This is a genomic window from Rhodovastum atsumiense (genome assembly GCF_937425535.1).
Classification (GTDB): Bacteria; Pseudomonadota; Alphaproteobacteria; order Acetobacterales; family Acetobacteraceae; genus Rhodovastum; species Rhodovastum atsumiense.
In genome coordinates this window covers 4,726,004-4,744,785 of the sequence record NZ_OW485601.1, presented here as the reverse complement: position 1 = coordinate 4,744,785, position 18,782 = coordinate 4,726,004, and the positions used below count along the sequence as shown (strand labels likewise).

Annotated in this window: 16 protein-coding genes; 9 read left to right on the top strand and 7 right to left on the bottom strand. The window is 67.1% G+C overall.

Annotated features, from left to right (window positions below; genetic code table 11):
- Positions 1–10: 10 nt before the first annotated feature.
- The 3 genes from NBY65_RS21405 to NBY65_RS21395 all read right to left on the bottom strand — a co-directional run bounded on the left by NBY65_RS21405 (position 11) and on the right by NBY65_RS21395 (position 1,913).
- Positions 11–1,168, bottom strand: coding sequence for a glycosyltransferase (locus NBY65_RS21405; RefSeq protein ID WP_150042293.1), 1,158 nt, complete (start codon positions 1,166–1,168; stop codon positions 11–13).
- A 128-nt stretch (positions 1,169–1,296) separates the two neighbouring features.
- Positions 1,297–1,581, bottom strand: coding sequence for a hypothetical protein (locus tag NBY65_RS21400; protein WP_150042294.1), 285 nt, complete (start codon positions 1,579–1,581; stop codon positions 1,297–1,299).
- A 137-nt stretch (positions 1,582–1,718) separates the two neighbouring features.
- Positions 1,719–1,913, bottom strand: coding sequence for a hypothetical protein (locus tag NBY65_RS21395; protein WP_150042295.1), 195 nt, complete (start codon positions 1,911–1,913; stop codon positions 1,719–1,721).
- Positions 1,914–2,095: 182 nt separating this feature from the next.
- Between NBY65_RS21395 and NBY65_RS21390 the strand changes: the two genes are divergently transcribed.
- The 3 genes from NBY65_RS21390 to NBY65_RS21380 all read left to right on the top strand — a co-directional run bounded on the left by NBY65_RS21390 (position 2,096) and on the right by NBY65_RS21380 (position 5,984).
- Entirely contained in the window at positions 2,096–3,001 is a 906-nt protein-coding gene (locus NBY65_RS21390; RefSeq protein WP_150042296.1) for a dihydrodipicolinate synthase family protein, read from the top strand.
- Positions 3,002–3,039: 38 nt separating this feature from the next.
- A complete protein-coding gene (locus NBY65_RS21385; RefSeq protein ID WP_150042297.1) occupies positions 3,040–4,557 on the top strand; it encodes a UxaA family hydrolase in 1,518 nt (505 codons plus the stop codon).
- Positions 4,558–4,646: 89 nt separating this feature from the next.
- Entirely contained in the window at positions 4,647–5,984 is a 1,338-nt protein-coding gene (locus tag NBY65_RS21380; RefSeq protein ID WP_150042298.1) for an MFS transporter, read from the top strand.
- Between the two features lie 85 nt (positions 5,985–6,069).
- On the opposite strand, the gene NBY65_RS21375 is transcribed toward NBY65_RS21380, so the two are convergent.
- Positions 6,070–6,843 (bottom strand): AraC family transcriptional regulator, encoded by a 774-nt coding sequence (locus NBY65_RS21375; protein WP_239002886.1) that lies wholly within the window; start codon positions 6,841–6,843, stop codon positions 6,070–6,072.
- A 413-nt stretch (positions 6,844–7,256) separates the two neighbouring features.
- Between NBY65_RS21375 and NBY65_RS21370 the strand changes: the two genes are divergently transcribed.
- The 4 genes from NBY65_RS21370 (at position 7,257) to NBY65_RS21355 (ending at position 12,077) form a co-directional block, all read left to right on the top strand.
- Positions 7,257–7,598, top strand: a complete 342-nt coding sequence (locus NBY65_RS21370; RefSeq protein WP_150042300.1) for a hypothetical protein — start codon at positions 7,257–7,259, stop codon at positions 7,596–7,598.
- Complete coding sequence (gene pflB, locus NBY65_RS21365; RefSeq protein ID WP_408904182.1) at positions 7,595–9,853, top strand: formate C-acetyltransferase; 2,259 nt, start codon at positions 7,595–7,597, stop codon at positions 9,851–9,853. Before NBY65_RS21370 ends, pflB begins: the two co-directional genes overlap by 4 nt.
- Positions 9,854–9,915: 62 nt before the next feature.
- Positions 9,916–10,710, top strand: a complete 795-nt coding sequence (pflA, locus tag NBY65_RS21360; protein WP_250265713.1) for a pyruvate formate-lyase-activating protein — start codon at positions 9,916–9,918, stop codon at positions 10,708–10,710.
- Between the two features lie 116 nt (positions 10,711–10,826).
- Positions 10,827–12,077, top strand: coding sequence for an acetate/propionate family kinase (locus tag NBY65_RS21355; RefSeq protein WP_150039642.1), 1,251 nt, complete (start codon positions 10,827–10,829; stop codon positions 12,075–12,077).
- A 163-nt stretch (positions 12,078–12,240) separates the two neighbouring features.
- Here NBY65_RS21355 and torA read toward each other — a convergent pair whose 3' ends face one another.
- The 3 genes from torA to NBY65_RS21340 are packed head-to-tail and all read right to left on the bottom strand — an operon-like array spanning position 12,241 to position 16,516.
- Positions 12,241–14,712, bottom strand: a complete 2,472-nt coding sequence (torA, locus tag NBY65_RS21350) for a trimethylamine-N-oxide reductase TorA (protein WP_150039641.1) — start codon at positions 14,710–14,712, stop codon at positions 12,241–12,243.
- Positions 14,712–15,329 (bottom strand): TorD/DmsD family molecular chaperone, encoded by a 618-nt coding sequence (locus tag NBY65_RS21345; protein ID WP_150039640.1) that lies wholly within the window; start codon positions 15,327–15,329, stop codon positions 14,712–14,714. The genes torA and NBY65_RS21345 overlap by 1 nt, the downstream gene beginning before the upstream one ends.
- Positions 15,329–16,516 carry a NapC/NirT family cytochrome c gene (locus NBY65_RS21340; RefSeq protein WP_150039639.1) on the bottom strand — a complete coding sequence of 396 codons (1,188 nt, stop codon included), beginning with the start codon at positions 16,514–16,516 and terminating at the stop codon, positions 15,329–15,331. The genes NBY65_RS21345 and NBY65_RS21340 overlap by 1 nt, the downstream gene beginning before the upstream one ends.
- A gap of 500 nt (positions 16,517–17,016) precedes the next feature.
- Between NBY65_RS21340 and NBY65_RS21335 the strand changes: the two genes are divergently transcribed.
- Entirely contained in the window at positions 17,017–18,285 is a 1,269-nt protein-coding gene (locus NBY65_RS21335) for a radical SAM protein (RefSeq protein WP_150039638.1), read from the top strand.
- Between the two features lie 9 nt (positions 18,286–18,294).
- On the top strand, positions 18,295–18,762 hold the full coding sequence (locus NBY65_RS21330; protein WP_150039637.1) for a hypothetical protein: 468 nt from the start codon (positions 18,295–18,297) through the stop codon (positions 18,760–18,762).
- Positions 18,763–18,782: the final 20 nt, after the last annotated feature.

The following is an 18,782-nucleotide window of genomic DNA, read 5'->3' as shown; positions in this document are numbered from 1 at the left end:
CGCCGGCCGGTCAGGCCATCGCCGGAGCCGGCGCTGCCTCCGGCAAGGGGAAGGGAAAGCGTGGCGTGACGGCACAGGCCCGCCGGAACGCCGCGGAGGCCAGACGCGCGTGGAAGGCGGGGTCCTCGGCAAGCCGGCGCAGTGCCGCGGCGGCGGCGTCGAGATCGGGCTCGGCCCAGGTGCTGCCGCGATAGATCGCCGCGCTGTCGCTGACCGGCACCAGCCGGTACGGCACCAGGCAACTGTCCGAGTCATCCATGAAGTCGAGATTGCCCGACCAGCCGGTGGCCACTACCGGCACGCCCCAGGCCATGGCCTCGGCCATCGGCAGGCCATAGCCCTCCGCCCGGTGCAGCGAGAGCAGCACATCGGCCCGGCAATAAAGCCGCGCCAGCGCCGCCGCATCGAGATGGCCCCGCACGACCTCGACATTGCCGCCCTCGAGCAGCCCGGCGAAACGCTGTTCGAACGCCAGCACGTCCTGCGGCCATCCGGTCAGCTTCAGCACCAGCCGCGCGGCGGCGGACGTGCCGAAGGCGGCGCGGAAGGCCCGCAGCGCGCCTTCGGGATTCTTGCGTTCCCAGCTCGATCGGCTGTCGGCCATCACCAGCACGGTGAACGGCGCATCCTCCGCCCGCCGCCGCGCCGCGCGCGCGGGGATATGATGCGGCACGATCTCCACCGGGCAGGCAAGGCCGCGGGCCAGACTTGCCTGCGAGAAGCCACTCGGTGTCCAGATCTCGTGGAAATTGCGTTCGTAGCCCAGCCATTCGGGCGGCGGATCGGGCAGTTCCCAGGCCCAGTAGCCGATGCGCCAGGCAGTGGCGACATGCGGCAGCACGGCCCCGACCAGCACGCCGCTCTGCGGCCCCGCGGAGTGGAAAACATAGGCCGATCCGGGCTGGTGCGGGATCCGGAACAGGGGATTGCGCAGCGCCGGCGTGGCATCGAGCAGCTCGGCCTCGATGCCGCAGGCGCGCAGCGTCGCCCATTGCCGCCGGGCGCCGGAGGTGATGCCGTTGTTCTTGCCCAGTGCGGCAACGACGACGACACGATCGAAGGCGCGCGGCCCGGACCGGCCCCGGAGCAGGCGATGCGTCATCGCCGCGACGCCGCGGCAATACGGCCCGGCCAGGACGCGTGTCACGGCGCGAGTCAGGGCCGGCATCGAGCTTCTCCATCGTGATGCATGCCCGGGCTCTAGAGCATCTCCGCCCCTGCCGATATCGGAGCGGCACGCAAATATGGAGGCCGAGTTTCCCCCGCCCGGCGCCCCCGCGCGCCGGGCGGGCGGGGTCAGGCCAGGCCCCAGACGCCTCCGCCCGCCAGCATCCGCAGCAGGGCCACGGTGTCGCCATAGACGGCGTCGAGCGCCTCCACGGCGGCGGAATAGCCGATCCCGGGCCGGCCGGTCGCCCGGACCGCCGCTGCCAGCTCGGCCATCACCGCGTCATGGGCCTGGAACAGGCGGGCCTCCAGCGCCTCGGCCTCCGCGAGGACCTCGGGATGGTCCTTCGCCTGCTGCAGCGCAGCCACCAGGCCGTCGAACAGGAGATCAAGATCGTTCAGCTCGTTGTTCATTGCAATTGGCGCCCGTCATTGCCGTTACAGTAGAAATCTTTGTCCGTAACAGTATCACGCTCGCACTTGTTGAGCGATGTTTTTCGACGGCGCAGAACAGGCGTCGGCCGCAACTCTGTCCCCGGGCGGGCAGCGCTTCAGTGCCGGCTCAGAACGTAGGCGATGACCAGCACCACCAGCACGACGACCACCGCCCCGGGCAGCGACAGCATGCCCATCACCTTGAAGCCGAACGCATACATCAGGCCACGCCCGAGGCTGCGCAGCATGTCCTCGAACACCGACGGATAGCTGCTGGCAGTGACAAGAAGATTCGCGAGCGTCGCGGTCATGGCTATGGATCTCTCCTCGTTCCGGAAACGGTTCGTCGTCCGGCGCACCATGCCGCACCGGTCGATCCGGGACGATACCGCAACATCCCGGAGCTTGCCCGCCCCCGGATCGGGTGCTACGGTCCGTCCATCACAGAGAACCAAGTTCTGCATATAGAACTTGACTGGAGACAGCCCCCGCCATGCCCTCCCCCTCGTTCCAAGGCATCATCCCGCCGGTGCCCACCATCGTCGATGACACCGGCGCGCTCGACCGGCCGGGCATGGGCCGGCTGCTCGACCACCTGATCGCGGCTGGCGTCGACGGCGTGCTGATCCTCGGCAGCGGCGGCGAGTTCTGCCACATGCCCGCTTCCCTGCGCCGCGAGGTCGCCGCCTTCTGCATCGGCCACGTCGCCGGCCGGACGAAGGTGCTGGTGGGCATCGGCGCGCCGGGCACGCTGGAAACCGTCGAATTCGGCCGCCACGCGCAGGATGCCGGCGCCGACGCGGTGCTGGTGATCAACCCGTACTACGCGCATCTGTCAGAGGCGAACCTGTTCCTGCACTACCAGCAGGTCGCACGTGCGCTCGATCTTCCCGTCCTGCTCTACAACTTCCCCGCCCTCACCGGCCAGGACGTGGGCCCGGAGCTGGCGCTGCGCCTCACCCGCGCCTGCGACAACATCGTCGGCATCAAGGACACGATCGACGTGGTCGCGCATACGCGCCGCCTGATCCTGGAGGTCAAGGGACACCGCCCCGACTTCGCCGTCATCGCCGGCTATGACGAGCACCTGCTCAACACCCTCGCCCTTGGCGGCGACGGCGGCATCCCGGCGACGGCCAATTTCGCGCCGCAGCTCGCCTGCGGGCTGTACAGGGCTTTCCGCGACGGCGACTTCCCCACCGCCTTCGCCGCCCATCGTGCCATCGCCGCCCTCGCGCCAATCTATGAGATCGAGACACCGTTCTTCGCCGTGATCAAGGAGGCGATCCGCCGCACCGGGCTCGACATCTCCGGCGCGGTGCTGCCGCCCGCCCGCCCGCTGACGCCCGAGCTCGCCGCCCGGGTCGGCGAGGTGTTGAAGGCGGCCGGCATCGCCTGAGCCTCCTGCACTTCCAACAACAACCAGACGAAGGTTCCATGCCCAGTCCACAGCCGGTCATCCTGCTGCATGAGCAGGACGACGTCGCCATCGCCCGCGAACCCCTGGCCGAGGGGCAGGTCCTGCCCTCCGGCATCCGGGTCGCCAGCGCCATCCCCTTCGGCCACAAGGTCGCGGTGCGCGCCCGCGCCAAGGGCGAGCCGGTGCGGCGCTACAACCAGATCATCGGCTTCGCCAGCCGCCCCATCGCCCCTGGCGAGCATGTCCATCTGCAGAACCTGGAGATGGGCGACTTCCTGCGCGACTACGCCTTCTGCACCGAGCCGATCACCCTGGCCCCGGCGGCACAGCCGCGCAGCTTCCAGGGCATCGTGCGCCCGGACGGCCGGGTGGCGACACGCAACTATATCGGGCTGATCTCCTCGGTGAACTGCTCGGCCACCGCGGTGCGGCGCATCGCCGACCATTTCCGTGGCGAGGCGCTGAAGGACTTCCCCAATGTCGACGGGGTCGTCTCCATCCCGCAGACCATGGGCTGCGCCGTCGGCAACGACAGCGAGGCGATGGAGATCATGCGCCGCACCATGGGCGGCTATATCCGGCATCCGAACTTCGCTGCGGTGATCGTGGTCGGGCTTGGCTGCGAGAGCAACCAGATCGCCAGCCTCTTCACCGCGCAGGGCCTGGCGGAAGGCAAGCTGCTGCGCAGCATGACCATCCAGGAGACCGGCGGCACCGGCAAGACCATCGCCCGCGGCATCGAGATGGTGAAGGAATTGCTGCCCCTGGCCAATGCCGTGACCCGCGTCAGCGTGCCGGCCAGCGAGCTGGTGGTGGCGCTGGAATGCGGTGGGTCTGACAGTTGCTCGGGCATCTCGGCCAATCCGGTGCTGGGCAACGCCGTCGACCGGCTGGTCGCCCAGGGCGGCACCGCCATCCTCTCGGAAACCCCGGAAATCTACGGGGCCGAGCATCTGCTGACCCGCCGCGCCGTCTCCGAGCCGGTGGGCCGCAAGCTGATCGAGCGCATCCGCTGGTGGGAGGAGTACTGCGCCCGCAGCGGCGCCGAGATGAACAACAACCCCTCCGCCGGCAACAAGGAAGGCGGGCTGACCACCATCCTGGAAAAATCGCTCGGTGCCATCGCCAAGGCCGGCAACAGCGCCCTGGCCGCGGTCTATGAATACGCCGAGCCGGTGACCGCACGCGGCATGGTGTTCATGGACACGCCCGGCTACGACGCGGTGGCGACCACCGGCCAGATCGCCGGCGGGTCGAACCTGATGGTCTTCACCACCGGCCGCGGCTCGGCCTATGGCGGCACCGCGGTGCCTTCCATCAAGCTGGCCAGCAACACCCCGCTGTGGAACCGGCAATCCGAGGACATGGACCTCAATTGCGGCGGCGTGGTCGACGGCACCGCCAGCATCGACGAGCTCGGCGCCGAGCTGTTCGAGATGATGCTGCGCACCGCCTCGGGCGAGAAGACCAAAAGCGAGCTGTTCGGCTACGGCGAACTGGAATTCGCCCCCTGGCACGTCGGCGCCGTCATGTAACGACCCTACGGAACAATACGAGGGCGGAGTTCGAAACCGCCCCCAGGGGGACCCCTCGTGAACAACGTGAACCGGCAAAAGGGCAGGCCATGGGCCAACGTCTGAACGGTCAGAAGCCGACCAACGTCAGATGGGGAATCTTCATCCTCATGCTGATCCTGGGCACGATCAACTACATCGATCGCGCCTCCCTCGCCATCGCCATGCCGCATATCGCGGCCGAATTCAACATCGTCGACGCCCGCGTCACCGGCTGGCTGCACAGCGCCTTCTTCTGGGCCTATGCCCTGATGCAGTTGCCCTGCGGCATCCTCGCCGACAACATCGCCCCGCGCACCCTGATCGTGATCGCGACCATCGTCTGGGGCGCCTTCCAGGGCGTGGGCGGTCTGTGCGGCACCACCTTCACCTTCGCGCTGACCCGCCTCGGCCTCGGCGTCGCCGAAGCGCCGGTGATGCCGGCCGGCACCAAGCTGATGGGCAACTGGCTCACGCCCAACGAGCGCGGCCGCGGCTCCATGCTGCTCGACGGCGGCGCGCCGCTCGGCACCGCCGTGGGCGCGGTGATCCTGACCGCGCTGATCGTCGCCTTCGACTCCTGGCGCATCGCCTTCCTGATCGCCGGCGGCGGCACCATGCTCGCCGGTCTCGCGGCCTACTGGTACATCCGCAGCCGCCCCTCCGAGCACCCGAAGGTGAACGCGGCCGAACTGGCCTGGATCGAGGCCGGCACCCAGCCCTCCGGCAAGGCCGAGAAGTTCCGCCTGCGCGACATCGGCCCCTATCTGCGCCAGCGCAACGTCCTGGCCCTGATCGGCGGCTGGTGCTGCTACAGCACGGTGTTCTACGGGCTGATGACCTGGGCGCCGATGTACCTGCAGCAGGCACACGGCTTCAACCTCAAGGCCATGGGCACCGCCGTCGCGCTGATGTTCTTCCTCTGCTTCGTCGGCCAGCAACTGGGCGGCTACATCGCCGATCGCTGGCGGCGCGCGGGCGGGCGGGCGAATACCGTCTTCCACACCATGTTCGGCATCTCCGCCGTGGTGGCCGGGATCTGCCTGTTCGCGGTGACCCAGGTCAGCAACCAGGCCGCGGTGATCGCCCTGCTCTCGATCGCCCTGTTCCCGCTGCGCTGGGCCAGCATGTACTGGTCGATCCCCGGCCTGCTCGGCGCCCAGTCCAAGGCCGGCACCATCTGCGGCGCCATGAATTTCTGCTCCAACCTCACCGCCGCCGTGGTGCCCATCCTGATCGGCACCATCATCCAGGTCACCGGTTCCTACTACGGCGCGATGATGTTCTTCACCGCCGCCGCCGCCGGCTACCTGCTCTGCTCGCTGGCGCTGAACTTCGACCGCTCCATGGCGGTCAAGCTTCCCGCCACCAACGAACCGGCCGTGCCCCCTGCGGCCGCCGGGAATTGAACCACCTCTTAAAATAAGGAAGGCCAGGGCTCTGCCCTGGACCCGGCAGGGGCCACACGGCCCCTGCACCCCTTTCTTTTCCGCCTCAGGCGGGCTGGCGCTCCTGGGCACGGCGCCAACTGGAGGGGGAACTGCCCATCTGCTGGCGGAACATGTAGGAAAACGCCGAGGGCGTGCTGTAGCCCAGCATGAAGGCGATCTCGGTGATGCTGTTCGTCGTGGTCTGCAACAGATCGATCGCGCGGAACAGGCACAGTCGGTTGCGCCATTCGCGGAAGCCGATGCCCAGCTCGTGCTCAAAGCGCCGCGTCAGCGTCCGCGCCGAGGCGCCGAACTCCCGCCCCCATTCCTCCAGGTCACGCATATCCGAAGGATCGGCGTAAAGCTGGTCGCAGATCTTCTTCAGGATCGGCCCCTTCGGCCAGGGTAGCGACAGGTTGCGCACGGTCTGGCGTGGCAACTGCTCTAGCACCAGCGCCTCGACCCGCCGGATATAGGCGTCCTTGTCACCGTTCCGCTCGATCTCCGACAGTTCCAGGATCAGGCTGCGCAACAGCGGCGTCACCGTGATCGTGGTGATGGAGTTCGGCATCCGCAGATCCGGCCGGTCGGCGATGTAGAGGCTGCGGAATTCCGCCTGCTGCAGCGCGCCGGTGGCATGCGGAATGCCCGCGGGCATCCACATGGCCTGCTCGGGCGGCAGCAGGAAACGGGAATTGTCGTCGAAAACGATCAATGTCCCGGATACCGTATAGGTCAGCTTATGCCATGCATGGGTATGGATATGCACCCGGTGACCCGGACGGATGCACTGAGAGCGAAATAAAATCGCCCGCGGCAGGTGGTCAATGTGAGGCATGTCATCGTAGACCCACTCCCTCGCCAGCCCTGTCATATCCGCACCACATTTGTCCGTTCATCGACAGCGGGCGACGCTTTGTCGAAAGCGCGTCACCTGGGCATCCTATATAACTCTTCGCGAGGTAAACCAAACGCCCATGGTGATGACAATGATAACGAACAAAACCAATCAACCGTAATGTTTTGTTGCACGCGGCGAGTGAATATACTTCGCCTTTTGTAAAGCAAAGTTGCCGGTATCCGGCGACTATAGGTAAGTATTTACCCTAAAATTACTTTGCTTCAGCCGCATATCTGACAAGTATTAGTTAGATGTCGCTGAAAATTCTAATCTGGTATTGCCAATCGCAACTTAGTCGCATGTGCGTTGTAACCGGTTTACGTGCAGACTCCGTTCGATCGGAAAGCGTCATGGCCACCTTCGCCCCACCGGCTGTTCTACGTAAGTCGCATCGCGAAGTACTGTTTTTTACTCTGAACGGCTCCAGTCATGCCGTTTCTTGCTCTTTCCGCGCCGTGCCGGTCATGTTCGTGCTAGGCTCCGCTGCCGCAACGTTGGAACCGGTTTACCTGATCCCCCTGCCGCGCCGGGCAGGCCAGCGGCACGGGCAGGAAATGTTCCGTGCCGGGCAAGCCACACATGGCAGTCACCCCCGGCATGCCGCGTCCCATGGCCGCTCGCCCCTGATGGCGAGCCCGGGACGCACACACCCCGTTTTGCAGATGATTTCATCTTCGGAGGAAGTGGAATGAACGTGATGTCAACGGTTGCGGCGGGGATCGATCCCTGGCGCGACTTCGCCGGCGAAGGCTGGCGGGAGCGTGTGGACGTGCGGGCCTTCATCCAGGCCAACTACACGCCCTATGCCGGCGACGATTCCTTCCTGGCCGGCCCGACCGAGCGCACGCTCGCGGTGTGGAAGAAGCTCGAGCCGCTGCTGGCCGAGGAACGCAAGCGCGGCGTGCTGGACATCTCGGGCGACCGCGGCTCCTCGATCACCGCGCATGACGCGGGCTATATCGACCAGGGGCTGGAGATCATCGTCGGGCTGCAGACCGATGCACCGCTGAAGCGGGCGATCATGCCCAATGGCGGCCTGCGCATGGTCGAGACCGGCATGCAGGCCTACGGCTTCACGCCCGATCCCGTGGTCGCGGAGATCTGGACCAAGTACCGCAAGAGCCACAACCAGGGTGTCTTCGACGTCTACAGCCCCGACGTGCTGGCCGCGCGCAAGTCCGGCGTGGTCACCGGCCTGCCGGATGCCTATGGCCGCGGCCGCATCATCGGCGATTATCGCCGGGTGGCGCTGTATGGCGTGGACTTCCTGCGCCGCGACAAGCAGCGCGAGTTCCACGAGCTGGACAACGTCCCCTTCACCGAAGACGTGATCCGGCTGCGCGAGGAGCTGTCCGAGCAGTGGCGGGCGCTCGACGAGCTGAAGCAGATGGGGGCCAAGTACGGCTGCGACCTGTCGCGCCCGGCGCAGGACGCGCGCGAGGCGGTGCAGTGGACCTATTTCGGCTACCTTGCCGCGGTGAAGGAGCAGAACGGCGCGGCGATGTCGATCGGCCGCATCTCCACCTTCCTCGACATCTACATCCAGCGCGACATCGAGGCCGGCACGCTGACCGAGGCCGCCGCGCAGGAGATGATCGACGACCTGGTGATCAAGCTGCGCATCGTTCGCTTCCTGCGCACGCCGGAATACGACCAGTTGTTCTCGGGCGACCCGACCTGGGTGACGGAGAGCATCGGCGGCATGGGCGAGGACGGACGCTCGCTGGTGACGCGCAACTCCTTCCGCTTCCTGCAGACGCTGTTCAACCTCGGCCCGGCACCGGAGCCCAACCTGACGGTGCTGTGGAGCGCGCAACTGCCGGAGGGGTTCAAGAAGTTCTGCGCCCGCGTCTCGATCGAGACCTCGGCGATCCAGTACGAGAGCGACGACCGCATGCGGCCGTTCTGGGGTGATGACTACGGCATCGCCTGCTGCGTCTCGGCCATGCGCATCGGCAAGCAGATGCAGTTCTTCGGCGCCCGCGCCAACCTGGCCAAGGCGATGCTGTACGCGATCAACGGCGGCGTCGACGAGAAGTCGGGCGCGGTGGTGGCGCGCGGCTTCACCCCGATTACCTCCGACGTGCTCGACTACGACGAGGTGATGGCCAGGCTCGATCCCATGATGGACTGGCTGGCGGCCACCTACGTCAAGGCGTTGAACTGCATCCACTACATGCACGACAAATACGCCTACGAGCGGATCGAGATGGCGCTGCACGACCGCGACATCCTGCGCACCATGGCCTGCGGCATCGCCGGACTGTCGGTGGCGGCGGACTCGCTGTCGGCGATCAAGCACGGCCGCGTCAGCGTGGTGCGCAACGAACAGGGCCTCGCGGTCGACTACAAGCGCGAGGGCGACTACCCGGCCTATGGCAACAACGACGACCGCGCCGACGAGATCGCGGTGTGGCTGGCGCAGACCTTCATGGAAAAGGTCAAGGCGCAGCCGCATTTCTATCGCAACGCGATGCCGACGCAGTCGGTGCTGACCATCACCTCCAACGTGGTGTACGGCAAGAAGACCGGCAACACGCCGGACGGGCGCCGCGCCGGCGAACCCTTCGCGCCGGGGGCCAACCCGATGAACGGGCGCGACATCAAGGGCTTCGTCGCGGCCGGTGCGTCGGTGGCCAAGATCCCTTACGAATGCGCGCTGGACGGCATCTCCTGGACCGCCTCGGCGACCCCGGACGGGCTCGGCCACACGCCGTCGGACCGGATCGCCAACCTCGCCAACTGCCTGGACGGCTTTGCCTGCGCCGGCGGCTTCCATGTCAACGTCAACGTGTTCAATCGCGACACGCTGGTCGACGCCATGGAGCACCCGGAGCTGTATCCGCAACTGACGGTGCGGGTCTCCGGCTACGCGGTGAACTTCGTCAAGCTGACGCGCGAGCAGCAGTTGGACGTGATCAGCCGCACCTTCCACGGCTCCATGTAACCTGCCCCGTGGCGGGAGCTTCGGCTCCCGCCGCACCCGCCCTGGTCCTTCGCGAGTGCCCCATGTTCGACGCCGCCACGCCCGTCCCCTCGCATGCCCATCCCACCGCCGACACCGGCACGGGGTTCCTGCATTCGGTCGAGACTGCCGGCGCAGTGGACGGGCCGGGGCTGCGCTTCATCTTCTTCACCTCGGGCTGCCTGTTCCGCTGCCTCTACTGCCACAATCCCGATACCTGGAAGCTGCACAACGGCCGCGCGGTGACGCTGGACGAGGCGCTGGCGGAGGTGCGGCCCTATGCCGGCTTCCTGCGCTTCGCCGGCGGTGTCACCATCTCCGGCGGCGAGCCAATGCTGCAGGCGGGCTTCGTCGGCGCGCTGACCCGGCGCATCAAGACGGAGCTGCGGCTGCACGTCGCCCTTGATACGCAGGGCTTCCTGCATGATACGCTCGACGATGCCTGGTTCGATCCGATCGACCTCGTGCTGCTGGACATCAAGCACAGTGACCCCGGCCAGTACCGCCGCCTGACCGGGCAGGAGCTGCAGCCGACGCTGGATTTCGCGCAGCGGCTGGTGCGGTTGGGCAAGCGCATGTGGATCCGCTACGTGCTGGTGCCGGGCTGGACCGACGGCGACGACGATATCCTCAAACTCGCCGACTTCCTGGCGAGCCTCGGTCCGGCGGTGGACCGCGTCGAGGTGCTGCCCTTCCACCAGATGGGCGCGCATAAATGGCAGGCGCTCGGCCTAACCTACGAGCTTGCCGACACGCCCACGCCGACCCAGGCCGAGACCGCCCGCGCGGTTGCGCTGTTCGCCGCGCGTGGCCTGCCGGTGCCTGACGCCTCACACTAGCGCGCCGCCAGGCTGGCACGGTCCGGCCTGGCGGCGCCCTCCCCTCCCTATCGTCACGCGCAATGTCATCGACCCGCAGCCCCGGCTGCGGCCGGTCACGCGCAAGGAGTGTCTTGATGTCGACTGATCCGTGCCTGATCCTCGTTCTGAACAGCGGCTCGTCCTCGCTGAAATTCGCCGTGCATGATACCGGCATGCGCACGCCGCTGATCTCCGGCCTCGCCGAGCGCCTGGGCACCGACGGCCCGCGCATCACCTTCAAGGACGTGCAGGGCAAGCGCACCGAGTCCCTGCCCGCCTCCGACCATGCCGCCGCGCTGGACGCGGTGCTGGCCGAACTGACCACGCGCAACTGGATCGACGCCCTCGCCGCGGTCGGCCACCGCGTCGTGCACGGGGGCGAGCGCTTCACCAGTTCCGCCCTAGTCACCCCCGCGGTGCTCGCCGACATCGAGGCGGTCAGCCCGCTCGCGCCGCTGCACAACCCCGCCGCCCTGCTCGGCCTGCGCACCGCGCTGGCGCGGCTGCCCAACATCCCGCATGTCACGGTGTTCGACACCGCCTTCCACCAGAGCATGGCGCCGGAAGCCTATCTCTACGCGGTGCCGACCGAGCTTTATCGCCAGCAGGGCGTGCGTCGCTACGGCTTCCATGGCACCAGCCACCGCTTCGTGGCGCGCGAGACCGTCGCCATGCTGGGGCTGGAACCGGGCAACCACGGCCTGGTGATCGCCCATCTCGGCAACGGCGCCTCCGCCACCGCGGTGCAGGACGGGCATTCCATGGACACCACCATGGGCATGACCCCGCTGGAAGGGCTGGTCATGGGCACACGCAGCGGCGACATCGACGTGGGCGCCGTGCTGCACCTGATGCGCACCGGCGACCGCTCCGCCGCCGACATCGACACCCTGCTCAACAAGCAGAGCGGCCTGCTCGGCGTCTCCGGCCTGACCAATGACTGCCGCGAACTGGAATCCGCCGCCGAGGCCGGTCACCCCGGTGCCCGCCTTGCCCTCGACGTCTTCGTGCATCGCCTCGTGCGCCATATCGGCGGGCTGGCGATGGCGCTGCGGCGCCTGGACGCCATCGTCTTCACCGGCGGCATCGGCGAGAACTCGGCCCGCGTGCGCGCGATGACGGTGGCCCGGCTGCGCCTGCTCGGGCTGGAACTGGATCCGGCCGCCAATGCCGCCATGGTCGGCGGCGCCGGCGGGGTGATCAGCAGCAACGCCGAAGGCCCGCGCGCCGTCGTGGTGCCGACCAACGAAGAGTGGATGATCGCCTGCGACACCGCCGAACTGGCGCGGCGCGCGACTGAAACCGGTTCACTGTGGAATTTCGAGCCGGAGTTGGTGCAAGCCTGAGGCTTCGCGGGGCGCTGCCCCGCCCCCGCCAGGGGGCTTTGCCCCCTGGACCTCCACCAAGGGCCAGAGGCCCTTGGATCCCATTCCTTGCCGCGCAGCGCTTTGGGGGTGCAGGGGCCTTGTGGCCCCTGCCGGGTCGAGGGCAGCGCCCTCGCCTTACTTGCTACGCGGCGGCAGCCGGTGCCGAGAAGACCGTCACTTCCGGAACAGTCCCCTTGAACTTTTCGGCCTCCGCCATGACGGTCTGGCCACAGGTGGCCATCGCCAGCTTCGAACTGGGGATGTCGGGGGTCAGAACGTTGACGTCGCCGTACTTGCACAGCGTGCCGACGACGCCCGGCTCGGCCGGATCGTACCAGCCGCCCTCGTAGACCTGCACCACGCCTGGCATGACGTCGCCGCTGATCCGAACGCCGACCAAGATTTGCCCGCGGCCGTTGAACAGCCGGACGAGATCGCCGTCCTTGATGCCGCGGGCGGCGGCATCGGCCGGGTTCATCAGGCATGGCTCACGCCCGGCGATACGATAGCCGAGGTTCAGCTTGGTGCCGCAAAGCTGCGAGTGCAGCCGGTCGTTCGGATGGGATGCCGCGACATGCAGCGGATACTTCGTGTCCGGACCAGCGAGGCGCTCCAGCGGTTCCATCCAGGCCGGGTGCGGCGGGCAGTCGTCGTAGCCCATCTTCTCGATGTTCCTGGAGAAGATCTCGATCAGCCCCGATGGCGTGCCCAGCGGGTTCAGCAACGGATCCTCGCGGAACTTGGCGTGTCGGACGAATTTGGCATTGGCCGGTGGCACCTCGAACTCGACGATGCCGGCCGTCCAGAACGCATCGAAGTCGGGCATCGGCACGCCGTTCGATTTGCCCTGGTTGTACGCCTTTTCGTAGATCGCACGCACCCAGTCGATCTCGGCCCGGCCTTCGGTGAACTCCCGCTCCTTGCCCAGCCGTTTGGCAACGCCCGCGAAGATGTCGTAGTCGCTGCGGGCCTCGAAGATGGGTTCGATGCCTTTCTTCATCGCCACGATCGCGGTGGCGGAGTAGTCGCCCACCATGCTCACGTCGTTGCGCTCGATGGAAGTTGCCGCCGGCAGGACGATGTCGGCCATCCGGGCCGTCGCCGTCCAGACGACGTCGTGGACGATGAAGGTCTCCAGCTTGCGCCAGGCCTTGACCTGCCGGTTGCGGTCCTGATGGTGGGCGAACGGGTTGCCGCCGCACCAGTAGGCCATCTTGATGTCCGGGTACCGCTCCGTCTTGCCGTTGAACTGGTACTCCTTCCCGGGATTCAGCAGCATGTCCACGACCCGGGCGCAGGGGATCGACGCGACGCCGCCGCTGGTCAGCCAGGGTGCCCCCTGCGCCACCGTTCCGTCGCTGATCACCGTCACGCGCGGCGCCCGGGTGGTCGGGTTGCCGCCGCTGGCGTAGTGGTAGCTGAAGCCGAAGCCGCCCCCCGGCAGCCCGATCTGGCCGAGCATCGCCGCCAGCGTGACGAGCATCCAGTGCGCCTGCTCGCCGTGGTGCTGGCGTTGCAGCGACCAGCCACCGGCCAGCATGGTGCGGCTCTTGGCGAAGCACCGGGCCAGGTCCTTGATCGTCTCGGCCGGCACGCCGCAGATCTTTTCCGCCCAGGCCGCGTCCTTGGGGGTGCCGTCCGACTTCCCGGTCAGGTAGGGCACGAACCGGTCGAAGCCCGTCGTGCAGCTATCGAGGAATGCCTTGTTGTGCAGTTTCTCGGTGTAGAGCGTGTGGGCGATGCCCAGCATCATGGCCACGTCGGTCTGCGGCCGCGGTGACACCAGCTCGGCGCCGAAGAACTTCGCGGTCTCGGTGCGCACGGGGTCGATGCAGATGACCTTCTTGCCCTTGGCCTTGTACGCCTGCATCCCCGGATAGGCGCCGTGCTCGGCGACCGTGTTCGAGATCTGGCAGGTCTTGACCGGATCGGCGCCCCAGAACACCAGCAACTCGGTGTTCTCCGCCACCACGGGCCACGAGGTCTGCTGCTCGTAGACCTCCAGGCTGCCCATCACATGCGGCATGATCACCTGGGCGGCGCCGGTGGAGTAGTCGCCGGAGGACTTCACATAGCCCCCGGTCGTGTTCATCAGCCGGCGCAGCAACGTGCCGGGATGGCCGAGACAGCCCGAGCTGCGCCAGCCATAGGAGCCCGCGAAGATCGAGGTGGGACCATACTTGCCCTGCACCCGCTTGATCTCGTTCGCCACGAGGTCAAGCGCCTTGTCCCAGCTGACGCGGACGAAATCCCCCTTGCCCCGGTCCTCGACCATCGCCCCCGGGCCCTTTTCCAGCCAGGCGCGCCGGACCATCGGGTACTTGATGCGGGTCGGCGAGTAGGTGATGTCCAGCACGCCGTCGAGCATGTGCGTCGGATGCGGATCTTTCTCCCAGGGCTTGATGGCGACGAAACGGCCGTCCTTGATCGTCGCCTTGAAGGCGCCCCAGTGGCTGGCGTTCATGACTTCGCCATTTGCCGGCATCGCGGCCGCGGCGCCCCGGGTCAGCAGCGAAGGCCCGAACATCGACAGCGCCGCGCCCGCGGCGCCGAGCTTCAGGAGCGACCGGCGGCCGACCGCCGTCGTGCGCTCGTCATGGTCAGAGTGCAACATCAGCATTCCTCCAGTGTTTCTTGAGATGCGGCCGGCCAGGCCGCCGCGGCCAATGCGGCCGCCAGCATCGCGGCCCCGGCATAGAAGCCACGACTGTCGCGGACGAGGCAGGCATCGCGGAAGGCAGGCAGCCAATTGCAAAGGGCGGCCAGCAGCTCGGTACGTCGTGGTGACGGCCCGGCTGCCTCAGACAGCTCCGCCATGGCCAGGAACTCGATTGCGATGTGGTCCGATGGCTCGACCACGCCCGGCGCTAGCCGCAGGCCGAGATCCGCAAGCAGGCTGCGCATCCGGGTTTCCGCGGCGCCGAACAGGCGGCCGCCCGGTTCGGTGAACGCCGACTCGTACGGCGGCACCGTCGCCGGCCCGCCCGCACCGGAGAACAGCAGCGTGTGGTCATGCGCCAGCAGCGCGACGCAGGCCGGCGCGACGGGCAAGGCCGCCAGCGCGTCCCGCATGCGCCGCAGGCCGGGCGCCAGCGTTGGGTCGGCGCACAGCGCTTCGATCTCGTCCATGCCGGTCCGGCACGCCTGCAGCGAGGTTGCATCGAGAGGGGCTGCGAACACGCCGGACAGCCAGCGCCAGAGCACCCCGCCCCCGACCAATAGCGGCGTCATCAGTGCACCTTCGCCGAAGCGTCGGCCACGACGTCGCGGGCGTGGAGCTGGAGGTATTTCTGCATCAGCCGGACCTGCTCGTCGTCCAGCGTGATGCGGTCGCGCATGCTGTTGACCGTGCCGATCCACTGATTGGCAAGGAAGTGGTCCGTCGGCGACAGCGCGTGGCAGGTGCCGCAGCTTGAGCCATACATCTCCTCGCCGTAGGCCCAGATCGCACCGAGATCGGCCACCATCCCGCCCTTGCGCACCCAGGCGGTCAGGGTGGCGGGGGTCCAGACCTGGTCCGTATCAGGGTCGGTCATGCTCTCGCCGGCCTGCACGGCTTCGAGGGCCCGCGGTCCCAGGGCGACCGCGAAGATGCGCTTGCCCTGCAGCGCGTAGATCATCCGGTCGGCACCCTGCTGCCGCCATCCCTCGATGCGGACCTGGAGGAAGTCGCCCTCGCTGGCAAGGACCTTCAGGGCCGTCGCCGCGATGAAACGACCGTCGGAGGGTGTCTCCTGGTCATCCGGGCGCTGGACGTAGAGAGGCATGGTCGCCAGCGGATAGAGCACATCGCCGGCCCGCGCCGTAGTCTGCGCCGCCGTCGCCTGGAGATCACTGAACATCTGCCGCGCGCCCTGCGACATGTCCGGCAGATGGTGAGCGATCCCTTTGTGGCAGGAAATGCAGGTCTCGCCGTTGGCGAGGCCCTTGGTCATCTGCTCCGCTTTCGGCTTCTGCTTGTGCGGGTCCATCGCCGTGGCGAGGTGGCAGGCGCGGCACTCACGCGAGTCGTTCGCCTGCATGCGCGCCCAGACCTGTTTCGCCATGCGCAGCCGGTTGCGCTCGAACTTTTCCTCGGTGTCGATCGTGCCGCGCCACTCGGCCCACACGTCCTTCACCGCTTGCAATTTGGCCAGCAGCTTCGGGCCGGTCTCGTGCGGCACGTGGCAATCGGCACAGATCGCACGGACGCCCGAGGCGTTGCGATAATGGGGCGAAGCCTGGTACTCCACGTAGGGCTTCTGCATCGTGTGGCAGGAGACGCAGAATTCCAGCGTGCTGGTCCGCTGCAGCGCCACGCCGACGGCACCGCCCGCGACCACCGTTGCCCCGACCGCCACCGCAACGACCGCTGCAGCCCCTCCCAGTCCGATTCTGAAGACCGGCTTCCGCCAAGACCTGCGCAGCCACGCCAGCATCGTTCGTCCCCGTTCGCCGCGCCGTCAGCGCGACGGCCGCTCAGGACTCTGCGTAGCCGGGGTGTGTAAACCGCGTTCGCGGGTTTTGTTAACGGAATGAAAACGAGTGCAAACAAAGCGTTAACAAGAACTTTGTTGCCAGCCACCACCTGGATTGACCCCTTATCAGGGATACTCCGGGTTCAGGCGTCAATATCGATGCTGCCGCGCCCATGCCCCGCACGTCGGCGCAAGCGCCTGGATTCGCGCTTATGGGCACTGAGCCTTCGCCTTCCTTTTTTTCTCCGGATTTTTCACCCCGGACAGACAGATTGAGTCATGCCCAAGGCTGTTCGCCTTTTGCGCACAGGCCGGCGGAGCCGCGCTGCATGATGGTCACACCATCGAAAGATGTCTTTTATCTGTTTACACGCCATTTTATCGTATGTTAGTTTCATTTCCCGATTACGTTTCGTAATGAAGCTCTGCCCGCGCCCAGGCCAGGAAGGAAGTGGCCACCCATGAACGTCGTTCGGTCCACATCCCACGCCGCCGAGGCGTTCAGCCTCGCCGATGCCTGTGCCAAATATCCTGGCTTCCCGAAGCTGATCGCACTGAAGATCGACGTGCAGCGGCGCGGCGTGCATTACACAGACCGGGCGCTGACGCTGGTTGACCCGGCGCGGCACCAGACCCGCAGCCCGGCGATCTTCGGCACGCGCACCGAGACCCTGCAGGTGCTGCTGCCGGATTCGCTGCTGCTGCGCGACGGCACCTCGATCGTCGTCGATCCCGCGCCGCTTGCCGCCAATCCCTATCTCGTCGACCGGATCGACGACCGGCTGTTCCTGGTGGATGGCGGCGAGGTGCTGGAGGAGGTCGAGCTCTGGCACAAGCCGGCCTTCTACGACAAGGTGACCCGCTCCGGCATCCGGATGAGCCTGATCGCCCAGGCCCGGCCGCAACGCATCAACCTCTTCCAGTCGAGCTACTGCTATTTCTGGGCGAATGACGAGGGCGGCTGCCGGTTCTGCGACATCGTCACCTTCCAGAAGCAGCAGCGCGACATCTTCCGCGACCGCCCGGAACGGCCACGCCCGGCCGATCTCGCCGAGACGGTGGCGGAGGCACTGAAGGAAAAAGGGCGCTTCACCACCTTCTGCCTCACCGGCGGATCAGTGCTCAAGGGCGAAGAGGTGTTCGACCTTGAGGTCGCGCAGTACATCGAGACGTTGCGGGCCATCGGTCGCAACTTCGCGACCCGGCGGTTTCCGAGCCAGCTCGTTGCCTCGGCCTTCAACGAGCGCCAGTTGCGACGGCTGTACGAGGAAACGGGGCTGTCGAGCTACACCACCGACCTGGAAGTGCTCGACGAACGCCTGTTCCAGTGGATCAGCCCGGGCAAGGCAAGGGTGCTGGGCTATCGCGAATGGCGCGACCGCCTGGTCCGCGCGGTGGACATCTTCGGGCGCGGCAACGTCAACACCGGCATCGTCGGCGGCGTCGATCTCGCGCGGCCGCATGGCCGGCAGAGCGAGGCGGAGTCGCTCGATGCCACGCTCGACGAGGCCGAATACCTCGCCGAGCGCGGCGTCAGCGTCATCCATACCGTCTGGGTGCCGCGGCCGGGCTCGGCTTTCCGCGACCAGCAGGCACCGTCGCTCGACTACTACATCCAGCTTGCCAGCCGGCTGCACGCGCTGCGGGTGAAGTACCGCCTGCGGGTCGATTTCGACGACTACCGCCGCTGCGGCAACCACCCCGATACCGATCTCGCCCGCCTGCTCTGAGGAACCGGCATGACCACCCCCCTGCCCACCGATCTGCACGCGCTGATCGCCGATCCGGCAACCGTCAAGGTGCTGGTGACCACCGATGCCGAGGCAACGCCGCACGCCGCGGTCACCGATTTCCTCGCCCTCGCCGATGACGGCAGCATCCTCTGTTTCGAGCCGCTCGAATCCTCAAGGAGCAACCGGAATTTGGTGCGGGCCATCTGGTTCGACCGCAAGGTGGCGATCGCGCTGGCAGCCCCGGACGGACGGCGCTTCGAGTTGACCGGACGCCCCCTGCGCAGCCTGATCGCCGGCCCCGTCTTCCAATGCCACTACGAAGCCTTCACCGCCGCGCATCCCGGGGCCGATCTCGCCGCGGTCTGGGTGATCGCCATCGACAGCGTCACCGACCTCGATTTCGACCGTGCCCGGCGGCAGGAAGAAGCCACGCATTTCTTCTTCCGCCATCTCGACCGCATCGCCATCCAGTAGCGCCGCCGAAAGGCCCCTCC